Annotated in this window: 11 protein-coding genes, 1 other RNA gene and 1 riboswitch; of the genes, 11 read left to right on the top strand and 1 reads right to left on the bottom strand. The window is 36.3% G+C overall.

The window, feature by feature from the left end; genetic code table 11:
- Positions 1-15: 15 nt before the first annotated feature.
- The 3 genes from AC4G3L_RS02805 to rnpB all read left to right on the top strand — a co-directional run bounded on the left by AC4G3L_RS02805 (position 16) and on the right by rnpB (position 1409).
- Positions 16-564 (top strand): SLOG family protein, encoded by a 549-nt coding sequence (locus AC4G3L_RS02805; RefSeq protein ID WP_491075457.1) that lies wholly within the window; start codon positions 16-18, stop codon positions 562-564.
- A gap of 77 nt (positions 565-641) precedes the next feature.
- Positions 642-959, top strand: a complete 318-nt coding sequence (gene gpsB, locus AC4G3L_RS02800; protein WP_491075456.1) for a cell division regulator GpsB — start codon at positions 642-644, stop codon at positions 957-959.
- 67 nt (positions 960-1026) lie between these two features.
- An RNA gene (rnpB, locus tag AC4G3L_RS02795) (RNase P RNA component class B) lies at positions 1027-1409 on the top strand.
- Between the two features lie 166 nt (positions 1410-1575).
- Here rnpB and AC4G3L_RS02790 read toward each other — a convergent pair.
- Positions 1576-2826, bottom strand: a complete 1251-nt coding sequence (locus AC4G3L_RS02790; protein ID WP_491075455.1) for an MDR family MFS transporter — start codon at positions 2824-2826, stop codon at positions 1576-1578.
- A gap of 104 nt (positions 2827-2930) precedes the next feature.
- Here AC4G3L_RS02790 and AC4G3L_RS02785 point away from each other — a divergent pair, with 104 nt between their 5' ends.
- The 8 genes from AC4G3L_RS02785 to AC4G3L_RS02750 all read left to right on the top strand — a co-directional run bounded on the left by AC4G3L_RS02785 (position 2931) and on the right by AC4G3L_RS02750 (position 16003).
- The gene (locus tag AC4G3L_RS02785; protein WP_491075454.1) at positions 2931-4580 is read left to right on the top strand and encodes an ABC transporter substrate-binding protein; all 1650 of its coding nucleotides are present in this window, start codon (positions 2931-2933) and stop codon (positions 4578-4580) included.
- Positions 4581-4700: 120 nt separating this feature from the next.
- Positions 4701-5840: a THUMP domain-containing class I SAM-dependent RNA methyltransferase gene (locus AC4G3L_RS02780; RefSeq protein ID WP_491075453.1), complete on the top strand. Its 1140-nt coding sequence runs from the start codon at positions 4701-4703 to the stop codon at positions 5838-5840.
- A 932-nt stretch (positions 5841-6772) separates the two neighbouring features.
- The gene (locus AC4G3L_RS02775; protein WP_491075452.1) at positions 6773-8281 is read left to right on the top strand and encodes a carboxypeptidase M32; all 1509 of its coding nucleotides are present in this window, start codon (positions 6773-6775) and stop codon (positions 8279-8281) included.
- A gap of 897 nt (positions 8282-9178) precedes the next feature.
- The gene (locus tag AC4G3L_RS02770; RefSeq protein ID WP_491075451.1) at positions 9179-10180 is read left to right on the top strand and encodes a LacI family DNA-binding transcriptional regulator; all 1002 of its coding nucleotides are present in this window, start codon (positions 9179-9181) and stop codon (positions 10178-10180) included.
- A gap of 234 nt (positions 10181-10414) precedes the next feature.
- Positions 10415-11689 (top strand): galactooligosaccharide ABC transporter substrate-binding protein GanS, encoded by a 1275-nt coding sequence (gene ganS / locus AC4G3L_RS02765; RefSeq protein ID WP_491075450.1) that lies wholly within the window; start codon positions 10415-10417, stop codon positions 11687-11689.
- Positions 11690-11799: 110 nt separating this feature from the next.
- Complete coding sequence (locus AC4G3L_RS02760) at positions 11800-13056, top strand: carbohydrate ABC transporter permease (protein WP_491075449.1); 1257 nt, start codon at positions 11800-11802, stop codon at positions 13054-13056.
- A 3-nt stretch (positions 13057-13059) separates the two neighbouring features.
- On the top strand, positions 13060-13911 hold the full coding sequence (gene ganQ, locus AC4G3L_RS02755) for a galactooligosaccharide ABC transporter permease GanQ (RefSeq protein WP_491075448.1): 852 nt from the start codon (positions 13060-13062) through the stop codon (positions 13909-13911).
- A 28-nt stretch (positions 13912-13939) separates the two neighbouring features.
- On the top strand, positions 13940-16003 hold the full coding sequence (locus AC4G3L_RS02750; RefSeq protein WP_491075447.1) for a beta-galactosidase: 2064 nt from the start codon (positions 13940-13942) through the stop codon (positions 16001-16003).
- A gap of 27 nt (positions 16004-16030) precedes the next feature.
- Positions 16031-16145: riboswitch (purine riboswitch) on the top strand.
- The last annotated feature ends 260 nt before the right edge of the window (positions 16146-16405 follow it).

Below are 16405 nucleotides of genomic sequence, written 5' to 3'. Positions count from 1 at the left end.
GGATGTGAACGCATAATGGGAAAAGTGGTATTTGTGACAGGATATAAGGCGCATGAGCTTGGTATTTTTGATCAAAATCACGAAGGTATTAAATACATAAAAAAAGCATTGCAGGGCCGCTTGTTAACGCTTCTTGATGAAGGAATGGAATGGGTGCTTATTACAGGGCAGCCAGGAGTGGAGCTTTGGGCTGCGCAGGTCGTTTTTGATTTACAGGAAGAGTATCCCAATCTTAAACTCGGGGTATTATTACCCTACTTAAATCAGGAAGAAAAATGGAAAGATTCAGTCAAAGAGCTCTATGAAGAGATACTTCTTCAGGCTGACTATGTTGAGGCTATTTCTAAGAAAGCTTATGAAGGGCCATGGCAATTAAAGCTGAAGAACCAATTTATTGTGAGTAAGAGCGATGAAATGCTGATTCTGTATGATGATGAAAAGGATGGAAGCCCGAAATACAGTTGGTTTGAAGGGAAAAAGAAACAGGGTAAACAAGATTATCCTATTATTCAAATAACATTTTGGGACCTGCAAAGTTTAATTGATGAGGCACAGTGGGAATAATATAAAGAGGAAATTGACAAATAGCACTTTTTTTGAAAAAATATTAAGTAATAGTCGTATGAATTTGAGGTGAAAAAATGCTCTCAGATAAAACAAAGTTGACAGCAAAGGATATCTTAGAGAAAGAATTTAAAACTGGTGTCAGAGGATACAAACAAGAAGAAGTTGACCAGTTCCTGGATTTGGTTATAAAAGATTATGAAGTTTTTCATCAGGAAATTGAATCACTTCAGCAAGAAAATATGAAACTGAAAAAGCAATTGGAGGAACAGCCGAAAAGGGTAGTTCAACCAGTACAACCAGTACAACAAGCTACAGGAACCACTAATTTCGATATCCTAAAACGCCTTTCCAATCTGGAAAAGCATGTATTTGGAAGTAAACTTTACGAATAAAAACCTTCCAAATAATTGTAGTTGTATTATTTTTAAAATCAGGGTATAATGTATTTTGCATGTGATAACGTCTGGGTAATCGCTGCAATGTAAATTGTAGAGGAAAGTCCATGCTCGCACAGGCTGAGATGCCTGTAGTGTTCGTGCCTAGACCAATAAGCTAGGGCAGCCTATTTTTAGGCTGACGGCCGGGAAAGTGCCTAAGTTCTTTTGGAATATGGCACCGGTACCTATAAAAGTGCCACAGTGACGGAGCCTTTTTGGAAACAAAAAGGGTGGAACGAGGTAAACCCCGCGAGCGAGAAACCCAAATTTGGTAGGGGCGCCTTTCCTAAGGAAATGAACGAGGGGAAAGGGCAGACTTATAAGTCTGAAGATAGATGATTACCACCGGAGTACGAGACCTTCCAGTCGATTGCAGTACGAAGGAACAGAACATGGCTTACAGGACGTTATCTTGGAAATGTATAAATAAACCTGAATGAACTTCTTCCGTAAAGGAAGGATAAGAGGCTGTCGACTATGTCGGCAGCCTTATTTATTTCTCCTTAAAATTAAAATAATAACAAATAACGAACCATATCATAGTAGACATAGGATAGGCAAAGTCATATATCTATCGTTGAATACTGGTCTGTATCCTCTTTTTATAGGTTTCTTTATAAAATATACTTAAATAAACCAAGGCAGTTCCTGCAGCTATAATAAGTCCGACATAAACGGACATCATCATGGGGACTGCGAAAGCCCCTATAATGATTGCTGATCTTGCGATTAATTCGGCACCGTTATAGGATACACTACTAAAGGCCGAATAAGACCCTCTTTTATCCTCAGGTATCATATTTGCCTGTTCAGCATTGAATATAGGTGAATACATTAATTCTCCAATTGTAGCAATAAATCCGAATAATAGAAGCGTATACCAGCTGTTTGCTGAAGTAAGGAAAATATAGCCGATTCCATAGATGATCAATCCCGTGATTAATACATTTTTATTTAAAAAACGGTCGGTGATCTTTGAAACAGTAAACGTTAGGAGGACTACTAATAACATATTCTCTATATTCATCAAACTCAACATTTGAACACCCTCAATTTGATATCCGAATATATGTATAGTTTCAAAGGATTCTGAAAGTCGCACCCCTATATAACTATTTAATGATAGCTCAGCAGAAAGGATAAACATAAACCCAAGCACTAGTTTTACATAGCGAGTATCCTGAAGGGCAATTTTATAATTCTGAAGTAAATCAATGAAAAAATTTTCGTGTTTTGCCTTTAATTGGCGGACCTTACTGTCAATCAGCCAAATTTTATAAGCAAAAGAAATCATGGTGGACGTGCACGTTAAGATGATAAATAATTCGAGTTGATGATGGCTATATAAAAGTCCGCCCATAGCCGCACCAATCGCCATAGATAAATTAACCAGCCAATAATCTAGTGCATATACAGATTTTCTAGTCTCTTTTGTTGTGGAATCCATAATGATGGCGCTCATACTTGGCCTTCCCAGACTGCTCGAAATCATAAATCCAATATAGCAAATAGCGAACAGCCAAACCCAGTCATCTTGAGGGATTAACGTGATGGTCATGATGAAAAACATGGAGGCGCTTGTAGTCGAGGTGATTAATAAGATTTTCTTCCTTTTAAATCGATCGGAGAGGTAACCTCCCAGCAGATTAGCAGCGAATGTAATGAGTACGGTAAATATTAAGAAGACGCCGGCCCAAATTTTGTTCAGTTCATGAGCAAAATATAAAGCCATAAAAGGCATCACAGAACTGGATGCCATTCGGTTGAAAAAGGATGTTCCTAAGCGAACTTTTATATTTTGTGGCAAATTCTTTACTTTCATATTGTGTCACCCCTTAGTATCATATATATTAAACAAGCCTGATGATTCTGAAAATGGACAATATAAAAATAAATGTCTACTTTATTGGTGAAACGGGGTATACAATGGAACCTAAATTACTGACTTTATGGCAACATGTACAATCTGGATCTGTGAAACAAACGGAGTTAGCTGATTTACTTGACCTCAGTCCAAAGCAAACATCCAGGTATTTAAAAAAATGGCATGAGGAAGGCTGGTTTTGTTTACAACCGGGGAAAGGACGGGGGCACTCGACTAAAATTGAGTGGAGTAAAAACGTAGAAGAAATCTATGAAAAAGAAATGGAATCCATCATTCATCAGGAATTGATTGAAAAAAGCGCAAAATGGCTAACCTGCAACTGGTCAACTGAATGCAAGCTTCGTATTATTAAGCTTTTTCAAACGAAGCTTGGATTTAATGAGGAGGTCAGGGATAAGTTAATCATTCCCAGAAAGCATCCTTTTTTATCTTTTCATCCACTTGAAGCTCTTGATACTCATAGTGCCAACTTAGTTTCCAATATATACAATCGTCTTATATACCTTACAGAAGAGAATGAAATAATGCCTGAACTTGCTCATAGTTGGGAACATTCCAATCACCTGTTAAGACTTTATATAAGAAAGGGTGTCAAATTCCATGATGGCTCCTACCTTGCCGCAGAGGATGTCGTGGAATCATTACAATCCTTGTGTAAACATCCCAATCACAAGGATATTTGGTCACCTGTTCAAAGGATTCATTCACCTGGATCGTATGTAGTTGAGATAGAGCTCAATCAGGACTGCAGCTATATATTACATCTCCTAAGCACGATACACTCAAGCATCTTTAAAGAAATCAATGGGAAGTTAATCGGAACGGGCAGCTTTTATCTTGAAAAGAATAATGAAACAAAAACGGTTCTGCGTGCTTTTGAAGACTATTATAAGGAAAGGGCTCTGTTGGATGTTATAGAATTCTTACAGATGCCAAGCGGATTTGAGACGATTTACCGTTCCTCATTAAAAGAAGAAGATATTGAAACATTTAAGGTGGAAAGCGATTCAGGATTTGGGCTTGTGATAATGAATGCTTATCGTAATTCAGCCATTAAAAGGAAGGATGTTAGAGATTACATTCATTACGTAATCAGTCTAAATAGGAATGATATCAAACATCTTGATCCAAAAATAATATCGAACAATAGTAGTATTTTACACCCTCCCTCAGACCCTTACATAGTAAATGAAGTCCCAATACCTAAGATATCCAATCCACTTGTTCTTCAGGCTACGCGATATACAGAAAAGCTGGCTAACTGGCTAAAGGGAATATTGGAAGCGGCAGGGATACCGGTTGTTTTAAAAGAGCTTACATTTAAAGAAAGTTTACAAAATGGGTATACAGATCATGATTCAGATTTGTTTATTCATGGAGAAGTATTTGAGATGAACCAAAGCTTGTCTTTTTTTCATTTTCTTTTGATGAACTCTTCGCCTCTTGCCCGGGTAATAGAAGAGACATGCGATAGAGCTGGTTTTTTAAGCCAGTATGCCCAAACCCCTTTTGAACAGTGGGGGGAGCTTAATAAACAAATGGAACTTACTTTACTAAATTCCGCCTTGATCATTCCGCTATATTATTCGAAACGAAGTGTGTTGTTCTCGGATGATATTATGAATATTACTATCAAAAATTTTGGCTATGCAGATTTTTCAAAGCTATGGATGAAACCATCTGCTATCTGATTCGTTTATATGTGGCTGGAACGCTTATTTGGTTTGCATTCATCATGCATGAGTTGTATGATAATAGACGCGAACGACTTAATTTAATGGAAAAGTAATACGATTAGATAGGGTGAAACAATGAAGATTACATTAATAGCTACAGCAGCAATGGGTCTTGAAGCAATTGTCGCTCAAGAAGTACGTGACCTTGGATATGAGTGTACCGTAGAGAATGGACGAGTACTGTTTCAGGGAGACGAGCTTGCCATTGCCAGAGCCAATATGTGGCTTAGAACAGCAGATCGGGTAAAAATTCTAGTGGGTGAATTTAAGGCCTATACATTCGATGAATTATTTGAAGGGACAAAAAAGCTTCCATGGGAGAATTATTTGGATGTCACGGCTGAATTTCCTGTATCAGGAAAATCGGTTAAATCTAAATTATTCAGTGTTCCAGATTGCCAGGCGATTGCCAAGAAGGCCATAGTGGAACGTTTGAAAAAAGCGTACAAAAAAGATGGATGGTTAGATGAGAATGGACCATTGTATCGTGTAGAAGTATCGCTTTTAAAAGATAAAGCCACATTAACGATTGATACAACCGGCCCTCAGGCTCTGCATAAACGTGGATACAGAACAGGGCAAGGTGAAGCGCCATTAAAAGAAACTCTTGCAGCTGCATTGGTGAAGCTGACGAATTGGACTCCGGATCGTCCATTTGTCGATCCATTCTGCGGATCGGGTACGATTGCGATAGAAGCAGCGTTAATCGGCCAAAATATTGCACCAGGATTTAATCGTGATTTTGTTTCGGAAGACTGGCCTATAATTGATTCGTCTATTTGGGATAAGGTCAGAGAGGAAGCGGAAGAACAGGCCAATTATGATCAGGAATTAGATATCTCAGGGTTTGATATTGACCATAAAATGATTGAAATTGCGAAAGAGAATGCCATGGAAGCTGGGCTTGGTGATTTAATTAACTTTAAACAAATGCAAGTCCGTGATTTCACAACGAACAAGGAATATGGTGTGATTGTTGGAAATCCGCCTTATGGTGAACGACTTAGTGATCGTCCAACCGTTGAAAAAATGTATAAAGAGATGGGAGAAGCACTCCGTCCATTTGATACTTGGTCAGTGTACATGCTGACTTCTGATGAAAACTTTGAACAGTTTTACGGCAAACCAGCCACCAAAAAACGAAAACTGTTTAATGGTTTCATCCGTACTGATTATTATCAGTACTGGGGAAAGAGACCGCCAAGAAACGATTGATATGACATGGTTTCTTTAGTTAGCTTATTTTGGAACTAAATTATACCGAGACGATTCTTTATTGAATCGTCTTTTTTAGTGCTCTGGTCCACGTCTATCCAGGAGATGATCAATATGTAATTAAAAATTATTATCGGTGCAATTCTAAGTGGTCTATTTTGGTGCATCTTGTTATACAAATAAATCATAGTCACTACTTCTCTTCTATTTGAAAGGAGTTGATTCTAATGCTTTGGACTATCGCTGTAGTATTAATCATCATAGCCTGTTTGATTTACATTTTCTAATCCCTTTTCTTCTATTGTCAATAATCCAAATATAAGGACTACTTCTTACCCGTTAAAACAAGGCCCTAGAGAGATGCAATCAGTGACTTCATAAATAGAACCAATAAAGGAGGCAAAGGTAATTGAGCTCGTCTTAAGGGCAGGAATAAGCCACCCTAAAGAGGGGGGATTATTTTGTGTATACTGCTTATGCTATAGCTTTATGCACCCATCACTTTTTTTCAGCCTGTTTATTGTAATCTATATGCAAAAAAGTAATCAGGTATACATGTCCGGAACAATAATCGAAAGTGGTCTAGAAAGAACTCCTTATGTTACAGCAAACCATCCACTAAAGTACGAAAGCTGGTTAATTGTTTCATCCATACGGATCATGATCAGTACTGAGGAAAGAGGCCACCAAGAAAGATGCAAAGTGATTCCGAAGTTAATGATTAATAGAAATCATAGACGCTAACCTGAGGGTTGGTGTTTTTTTTTCTTTGGAAATACTATAATCAGGTAATTTGAAGGTATACAGAAAAATAAAAGCAGTCATGACTAGTTTTCTAAAATGAACGGTCAGTGAATTTAAATAAAACCACCTTAAAAGTATACTGAATATGGTAAAATATTCAGTATACTTTTAAGGTGGAGGGGCTCTATATGACAAATAAATTAGAAACTGAGTTTTTAGACTATATACATACTATGGATGCATTCAGAGAGGCTTCGGCATTGATTGGATGGGACATGCGGACAGGCGCACCAAAGAAAACGATTGATAAGAGAAGCCAGGTGTTGTCCATTTTATCAAAAGAACATTTCGAAATGGCAACCGGGGAACAAATGGAACAATACATAAATGAGTTATCAAAACCTGAATTGTTGGAGCAGTTGGCTGCAAATACAATTGCCATCGTGCAGGAATGTAAAAAAGAGTACGAGAAGATGAGTAAAATCCCGGCAAATGAGTATAAAGAATATGTTGAATTGCAGTCTAAAGCTGAAAGTATATGGGAAACGGCTAAGGAAGCATCTGATTTTTCTTTATTTAAGCCTTATTTGGAGCAATTAATTGAAGTGAATAAGAAATTTGTATCCTATTGGGGTAAATCAGATCAGCCATACAATGCATTACTTGATTTATATGAACCTGGTATGACAGTAGAAATATTGGATGATGTGTTCGCCAAGCTAAGAAAAGAAATTGTTCCGCTTGTGAAAAAGATTGGGGATTCGAATAAGAACCTGGTAACGAATTTTATTTATAAACCATTTAGTGAAGAAGCCCAGAAGAATTTCTGCTTGGAGTTGATTCAGGAACTTGGTTATGACCTGGAAGCCGGTCGCTTGGATCAAACAGTCCATCCGTTTGCGACTGCTTTAAACGCAAATGATGTGAGGATAACTACGAAATATGTAGAGGAAGATTTCCGTGTTGCTGTATTTGGTACGATACACGAATGCGGACATGCCGTTTACGAACAGAATATCAATAAAGAATTAGAAGGCACGCCTTTATGTACGGGAACTTCAATGGGTATTCATGAATCACAGTCCTTGTTCTTTGAAAATTTTATCAGTCGGAATCTTAGCTTTTGGAAACGAAATTATGATAAATTGAAAATCGCCTCGCCTGAACAATTTAATCAGATTGATCTCAATACATTCTATAAGGCTATTAATGAATCGAAGCCATCCCTGATTCGGATTGAGGCAGACGAACTCACTTATGTTTTACATATTATGATTCGATATGAATTAGAAAAGGGAATATTTAACGGGGATTTGAAAGTAGGGGATTTGCCAAAGCACTGGAATGATAAGTATGAGGAATACTTGGGGATCAGACCGGAAAATGATGGTGAAGGGGTTCTGCAGGATGTTCATTGGGCAGGTGGCATGTTTGGGTATTTCCCATCCTACGCCCTTGGATATATGTATGCAGCCCAATTAAAAGCTGCTATGCTAAAAGATCTTCCAAATTTTGATGAAATCATTGAAAATGGAGAATTCGCAAAAATTACTGGGTGGTTAACCGAGCATGTTCATCAGTATGGCAAGACGAAACTCCCTTTAGAGATTATAAAGGATGCAACTGGTGAGGGATTAAATCCAGATTATCTTGTTAATTATTTAAAAGAGAAGTATCAAAGTATTTATAATATATAATGAAGTAATCTGCAACATTGTAGGGCATCTAAAAGTTAGAGTAAAATCACTTTGTGTCTCGGTTCGTATGTGTTTATTTTCTTTTACTCATGATTATCATTGAAGCCTATTTTATCGGTATTAAAATTAGAGATGAACACATCATTAGAGTAAAAAGAATAAATAATAGTGATTGTCTAATTCTAAGAGATATTGAAAATGGGGGAATTGAAAAATTCCCTTTCATTCATGTATTAAATTACTTCAAAAATAGTCATATTATTAACGAAAGCAATAACTAATCACACTTAATATTCGCAAGGGATATGGCGTGGTATTTTCTACACTGTATAGGAGTGTTTATAGCAAAATGCTCTGAATTCGAATTGTGACTAAATTCATATAGAGAATGCATACCAAGATCTAAGAATTGTTGTATCACTTTAAGGTATATACAGTAATTTACAGATCTTTTTTTATTTTTTCTTACTAAATATTTTATGGGCATTAAAAGGAGAAAAAGGGACAATTATGCTGCACTTTTCTATCATTCACTGCTTGCTGTTCATAGTAACTTTACATACTTTATGAGACACTTTTATTACCATAATCTAAGGCATGGAGGATTGCTTTCTTTACAGGATGATCTCAATAGAGTGTTAAAATATAAAGGAAAAATAACCGGATTAAAGTTCTACATAGTATTTTAATTGTAAGTAGATTGTTGAATTACAATGGGTACATGTTTAAAAGTTGTTAATTGATACTGTATTTATAATATTGTATTCCTTATAGGTGAAATGATAGTTATTGTATTATATTATTGTTATTTTTGTAAAAAATTTTAGTGAATATATGTAATATAATGCCAAAATATAATGATTGCTTTTACAATGAGTAGGGATGTGTACTTTTAAAATGGCAACTATACGAGATATCGCAAATAAAGTTGGAGTCTCACCTGCAACAGTATCGGGTGTCTTAAATAATAATTCAAAATTATCTGTATCAGATGAAACACGCAGTAAAATCATTTATACAGCTAAGCAAATGAACTACAAAAAAAGAATAGAAGCACCACTGATTACAAAAATCGTTTTTTTATATTGGATAAGCGAAATGACTGAACTTGAAGATGTGTACTTTAAAAAGACAAGAAAGGCTGTTGAGCAGCAAATAGAGCGTCGCCAAATAGAACTCGTGGAAATTACAAAAGAGAAAGGAATTGAAGCGGTACCGCATGATATTGAGGGAATTGTTGCAATTGGAGCTTTTACTTCAAAAGAATTAAAAACTCTTCAATCGATTACTTCTAATGTTGTATTTATAGATAGTTCTCCAAATGATGAAATTTTTGATTCTGTAACTCCAGATTTAAGAAAGATCACAATGAACATTGTTCGTTTTTTTATCCATGAAGGCCATACCCAAATAGGAATGTTAGGGATGCATGAGGTTGATTTGGATGAGAAAACATATAAAAAAGATCCACGGGAAGAAGCATTTCGATATGAATTAGACAAGCAATCTTTATTATGTGAGGAATTTATTTTTATTCGTGAAAAAGCTTCCTTTAAAGAAGGATACAATGGAATGATGAGTGCGATAAATACGCTTGGAGATCGTTTGCCTACTGCTTTTTTTGTTGCTACAGATGCTTTAGCGGTTGGTGCTCTTCAGGCTCTAAATGAGAAGAATATAAAAGTTCCTAATAGGGTTAGTATATTTAGTATTAATAATATTTCAGTGGCAAGCTATGTATCCCCGCCATTGACAACCTATGAGATCGATAGTAAAACATTAGTTAATACTGCCTTTGAATTACTAAATAGTAGAGTCAGTGATAAAAGGGAAGTGCCATTGAAAGTACTCATGTCATGTAAACCGGTATTTAGAAAGAGCACAATATTGGTAAAGTAATTAAAAATGAACATGTTTACTAATAATGTTCTATATATAAATACATAGTTTTATTAATACAAAAGGATTTGCAGAGTAATGATCGTCTTCGAAAAGAGATGGTTATTACTCTTTTTTTATTAAGTTTTGTGAAAATTGAGAAAAAATTACTAAAACTGTTTACTAAATATTCCTTATATGTTAATTTATTTATAGAAAGCGTTTTCATTATTTTCCAAATCGGGGGGTTACTCTATGCTATCGAAAAAAGTTAAAGGGATTTCAGCTACCTTAATAGGCCTTTCAGTTATTTTGTCAGCTTGCGGTCCAGAGTCAAGTAAGGAAACAGGTAAAGAAACAAAAGAAGAGGCTAAAGAATTGCTTGTTTGGGAAGATGAAAGTAAAGGTATTGGGATTGAAGATGCTGTGAAAAAGTTTGAAAAAGAATATGATGTAGATGTGACAGTCAAAGAGATGACTTATGCTGATCAAATTGAGGCGTTGCGCCTGGATGGTGCAGCTGGTACAGGAGCAGACGTTATTACAATCCCAGGTGATCAAATTGGCACTGCAGTAACAGAAGGGCTTTTGAAAGAAATAAATATGACAGAAGAAGAAAAATCTATATATACAGATTCAGCCATGCAATCTCAAATGATAGATGGGAAGACATACGGTTTGCCGAAAGCAGTAGAAACAACAGTTCTTTATTATAATAAAGAGATTGTTTCAGAGAAAGACTTACCGAAAACAATTGACGAATGGTATGAATTTTCTAAGGGCGTTACGAAGGATGGAAACTACGGATTATTAGCTTTATGGGATCAAATTTATTATGCTCAAAGTTTGATTAAACCATATGGAGGATACATATTTGCACAAGAATCTAATGGAAACTATGATCCTGCCGATATTGGCTTAAATAATGAAGGTGCGATAGAGGCCGTTAGCTATATGCAAAAATTTTACAATGATGGATTGTTTCCTGCGGGTATTATCGGCGAACAAGGCATTAATGTCTTAGATTCGTTATTTACAGAAGGCAAAGCAGCTGCAGTTATTTCTGGTCCTTGGAATCTGGAGCCATATAAAAGTGCAGGTATTAATTATGGGGTAGTAGAATTGCCTATACTTCCAAACGGTGAACATATGAGCGCTTTCTTAGGAGTGAAATCTTATAATGTTTCTTCTTATTCTGATAGCCCTGAGTTAGCTGAAAAATTCGCGAAATTTATTTCCAATGAAGAGAACTCAAAGGTGAGATATGAAAAAACCGCAGAAATTCCAGCTATTAAAGCATTATCAGAGGATCCTGCAATTGTCGAAAATGAGGCTGCAAAAGCTGTATCCGAACAATCTAAGTATTCCGAAGTAACTCCGAATATCGCAGAGATGGCAGAGGTATGGACTCCGATTGATTCAGCATTACAAACGGTAGCAACCGGAAAAGCAAAACCAAAAGAGGCTCTAAATAATGCTGTTGATACAATTAAAGGACAAATAGAGGCTAATCATTCAGCGAATAAATAAGATTATTAGAGGGAAATGGAATATCCGCTTTCGGACATTTCATTTCCTTTCCTATATAGCAAGGGGAGTTATCTATGGAAAATGACTATCGTAATGGTAGGAGGACGGCAGTGAAATACAGGAAAAGAGCAGCATTTTTCTCCATCATCCCTGGAGTGGGTCAGGTGTATAATCGTCAAATTATGAAGGGATTGCTCTTTTTCATTGTTTCAATATCCTTTCTAATTGCATTTAAAGATCTATTTAATATGGGGTTTTGGGGGATTTGGACACTTGGTACTGAAGTGCCGAGAGATAACTCTGTATTTTTACTTGCGGAAGGTATTATTTCTATAATTATTGCTTTATTTGCTTTAGCAATTTATTTTTTCAATATTCGTGATGCCTATATAAATGGGAAGAAAAGGGACGAGAATATTCCACTAGATTCATTGAGAGATAATTACCGTAACTTAGTGGAACAGGGATATCCATACTTAGTAAGTGGTCCTGCTTTATTCATTTTAATATTTACTGTTGTATTTCCAATATTGTTCAGTTTTGCGTTGGCATTTACAAATTATAACTTGTATCATTCGCCACCAGCAAACTTATTTGACTGGGTGGGACTTGAAACCTTTAAACAAATTTTCAGTGTAGACATATGGCGTTCTACTTTCTTTGATGTTTTAGGCTGGACCATTGTGTGGACCATTGTCGCATCCACCTTACAAGTATCCATTGGTATATTTTTAGCTGTCGTAGTTAATCAAAAAAAACTTAAGTTTAAAGGATTTTTTCGTACAATATTCATATTACCTTGGGCTGTGCCTGGTTTTGTAACCATATTAATATTTGCAGGGTTATTTAACGACAGCTTTGGAGCAATTAACAATACGATTCTTGATTTTCTGGGTGTTTCTCCCATTCCTTGGTTGACGGATGCTATGTGGTCTAAGGTTGCTTTATTGTTAATGCAAGGATGGCTTGGCTTCCCCTATATATTTATAGTCACAACAGGAGTACTACAATCAATTCCTGAGGACTTATATGAAGCGGCAACAATTGATGGAGCATCTACTATACAGAAATTTAGGAAAATTACATTACCGTTACTATTATTCTCAATTTCTCCGATTATTATAACGCAATATACTTTTAATTTTAATAACTTTAACATTATTTATCTATTTAATGGTGGAGGGCCGGCTTTACCGAGTTCTACTGCTGGAGGAACAGATATTTTAGTTTCCTGGATATATAAATTGACCATGCAATCTAGTCAATATGGATTGGCTGCTGCTTTGACGATTCTTTTGTCCATATTCGTGATATTGATTGCTTTGTGGCAATTCAGACGAAGCAGTTCTTTTAAAGAGGAGGGTTAAACGATGCGTTTACAAAAATCCTTATGGAAAAATAAAGGGCTGATTTTTTCCTATATTTTGTGTATTATTGTCACTATTATCATTATATATCCATTAATCTGGACAATTGGAGCAAGTTTTAATCCGGGAAACAGCTTAATTAGTACAAGTATTTTCCCGGATAATCCGACTTTAGCTCATTATAGGGATTTATTCGACCCAGATAGCGGGATAGAATATGGACAGTGGTTCTTTAATTCTATGAAAATAAGTATTATTACCATGCTAATTTCAGTTTTAAGTGTTAGTTATACAGCGTATGCATTTTCTAGATTTCGTTTTAAAGGACGTAAAAATGGGTTGACATTATTCTTGTTGCTACAAATGATTCCCCAGTTTTCTGCATTGATTGCAATCTTTGTATTAGCACAAATGTTAGGTTTAGTGAACAGCCATTGGTTTTTGGTCTTTATTTATGTCGGTGGATTAATTCCTATGAATACCTATCTGATGAAAGGATACATGGATACGATTCCATATGATCTTGATGAAAGTGCCAGAATAGATGGAGCCACGAATACGAGAATATTTTGGCAAATCATTATGCCTCTATCTAAACCGATGCTATCGGTTGTAGCCATTAATGGATTTACCGGGCCTCTTGGAGATTTTATTATATCAAGTACGGTTTTACGCTCTTCTGAATATTACACACTCCCAATTGGATTATATCGATTGGTTAGTGACAAAATGGGAGCTAGCTATACAACGTTTGCGGCGGGAGCAATCCTTATTTCAATCCCGGTAGCTATCGTTTTTATCTTGCTTCAAAAACAATTTGTATCCGGATTGACTTCGGGTGGTACAAAGGGTTAAAGATATAGAAAAGAAAAGGATGGATAAAATGGATTTCATGAAAAAAACCTATATACATTCCTATCATCAAATGCTGCACGGTGGCGATTATAATCCGGACCAGTGGCTTGATTATCCTGATATCATCTCAGAAGACTTCCGATTAATGAAGCTTGCGAATACAAACACCTTTTCACTAGGTATATTTGCCTGGGCTGTACTTGAGCCTGAAGAGGGGAATTATCAGTTTGAGTGGCTTGATGAGATCTTTGATAGAATTGAAGGTCTTAATGGAAAAGTTATATTGGCTACTCCCAGCGGAGCAAGGCCTGCCTGGCTTTCTGAACGTTATCCTGAAGTTCTGCGGGTATCTGAAGATAGGGTGAAACAGCTGCATGGAGGACGCCATAATCATTGTTTTACCTCCCCAAAATACCGTGAGAAAGTACAGCGGATGAATCGAATGCTGGCTGAAAGGTATCAAGAACGACCTAGCCTCCTTATGTGGCATATATCAAATGAATATGGAGGGGAGTGTCATTGCGATTTATGTCAGGAGGCATTCCGCAATTGGCTGAAGCAGAAGTATCAGAATAATTTAAAATCGTTAAACCTTGCCTGGTGGGGTCCGTTTTGGAGTCATACCTATTCAGATTGGTCACAAATTGTATCACCATCTTCCATTGGAGAACGTGCAGTTCATGGATTGAATTTGGATTGGAAACGATTTATTACAGATCAAACAATCGATTTTTATAATAATGAGATTCGACCATTACGGGAGATTACACCGAATATCCCTGTAACAACTAATTATATGGCCGATACATTTGATTTAATTCCTTTTCAAAGTCTAGATTATAGTAAGTTCTCAGAGCATATTGATCTTATAAGCTTTGACTGCTATCCAGCATGGCATAATGAGTGGGAATCGACGGATGAGCTGGCGATGAAGGTTGGTTTTATAAATGACTTATATAGAAGCCTAAAACAGCAGCCATTCCTGATCATGGAATGCACACCAAGTCTTGTGAACTGGCATCCTGTAAATAAAGCAAAAAGACCAGGAATGCACCGGCTTTCATCCATGCAATTTATATCGCATGGAGCAGATTCGGTCTTATATTTTCAATGGAGAAAATCACGTGGATCGTCTGAAAAGTTTCATGGAGCAGTCGTGGATCATGATGGTCATGAAAATAACCGTGTCTTTAAGGAAGTATCAAAAGTAGGTGAAATGTTAAAGAATTTTGAACCGGTTGTTGGGACAAATAGAAGGTCAGATGTCGCTATTATTTATGACTGGGAGAACAATTGGGCATTGAATGATTCGCAAGGATTTTCTAGTGAGACAAAACTATATCCCCAGACCCTTCAGCAACATTATCGTTTTTTCTGGGAAAGGGATATTCCGGTTGATGTTTGTACCCCACGCCAGGATTTGTCGGATTATAAGCTTATTATTGCACCCATGATGTATCTTGTGCAGCCTGGATTCGTGGATAAAGTGTCTGCTTTTATAAAGGCTGGAGGCACCTTTGTAACGACCTATCTAACAGGTTTCGTAAATGAGTACGATTTAACATTTTTAGGTGGATTTCCAGGTCCCTTCAAAGAGATTCTAGGTCTTGAAGTAACTGAAACTGATACGCTTTATCCTTCGGAAGTCCGGCATATACGGTATTTAGATAACATATATGAAGCGAAAAACTATTGCTCTTTGTTGAAGTTGAAAACAGCTAAGGAAATAGGGGCTTATAGTGATGATTTTTACGAGGGTACACCGGCTGTAACCGTTAATAGTTACGGAAAAGGAAAAGCATTTTATATAGCATCCAGAAATGAATATAATTTTCATGCGGATTTTTACGGTAAACTTGTTGATGAATTGGAAATTACTCCTGTTCTTGAAATAGTTCATCAAAAGGGTGTTTCTATTCAGCAGCGTGTTTCAGAAACAGAAACATTTTATTTTATTATGAACTTTACAGAGGAACAGCAGTCTATTGAGTTTGTACAAAAAGAAGAGGAATATATCAATCTGGAAACAGGGGAAAAAATAAAGAATTCCCTTTTATTAAACCAATATGAGTGTGTAGCTTTAAGAAAATAAATAAAGAACAGGGTCGGATAAAATAAATCCGGCCTTTTTGCAAGAACTCATATAATGGCAGGGATTGCTTGTGAGTTTATACCAGATTACCAGTGTGGCTGACCACCGAAATAATCTGATTATGAGTGGGGAACAAGCATTTGCATAATAATGCACTGTTCATATTTTTCCAATATCAAGGACCTGTGAATTGTTGCACCCACTTTTAGGTAAGGAACAATTCGTAGGTTCTTTTAATTTTTCCTTTTATGAGTATGAGAATGGTTGAGTAAGGTTTAAAATTATTAAAAGATAAGATTACGGAGGAATGGCAAGTCCTTTCAAGCGAAGTTCAAAAGGTAGATACCTAGGATGGGTATTTCGAAAAGTACAAGCGTTAACATTCGACCTCATAGAATACTA

This window comes from Bacillus sp. z33, from assembly GCF_058313615.1.
This window is presented reverse-complemented; position numbering and strand designations above follow the sequence as displayed.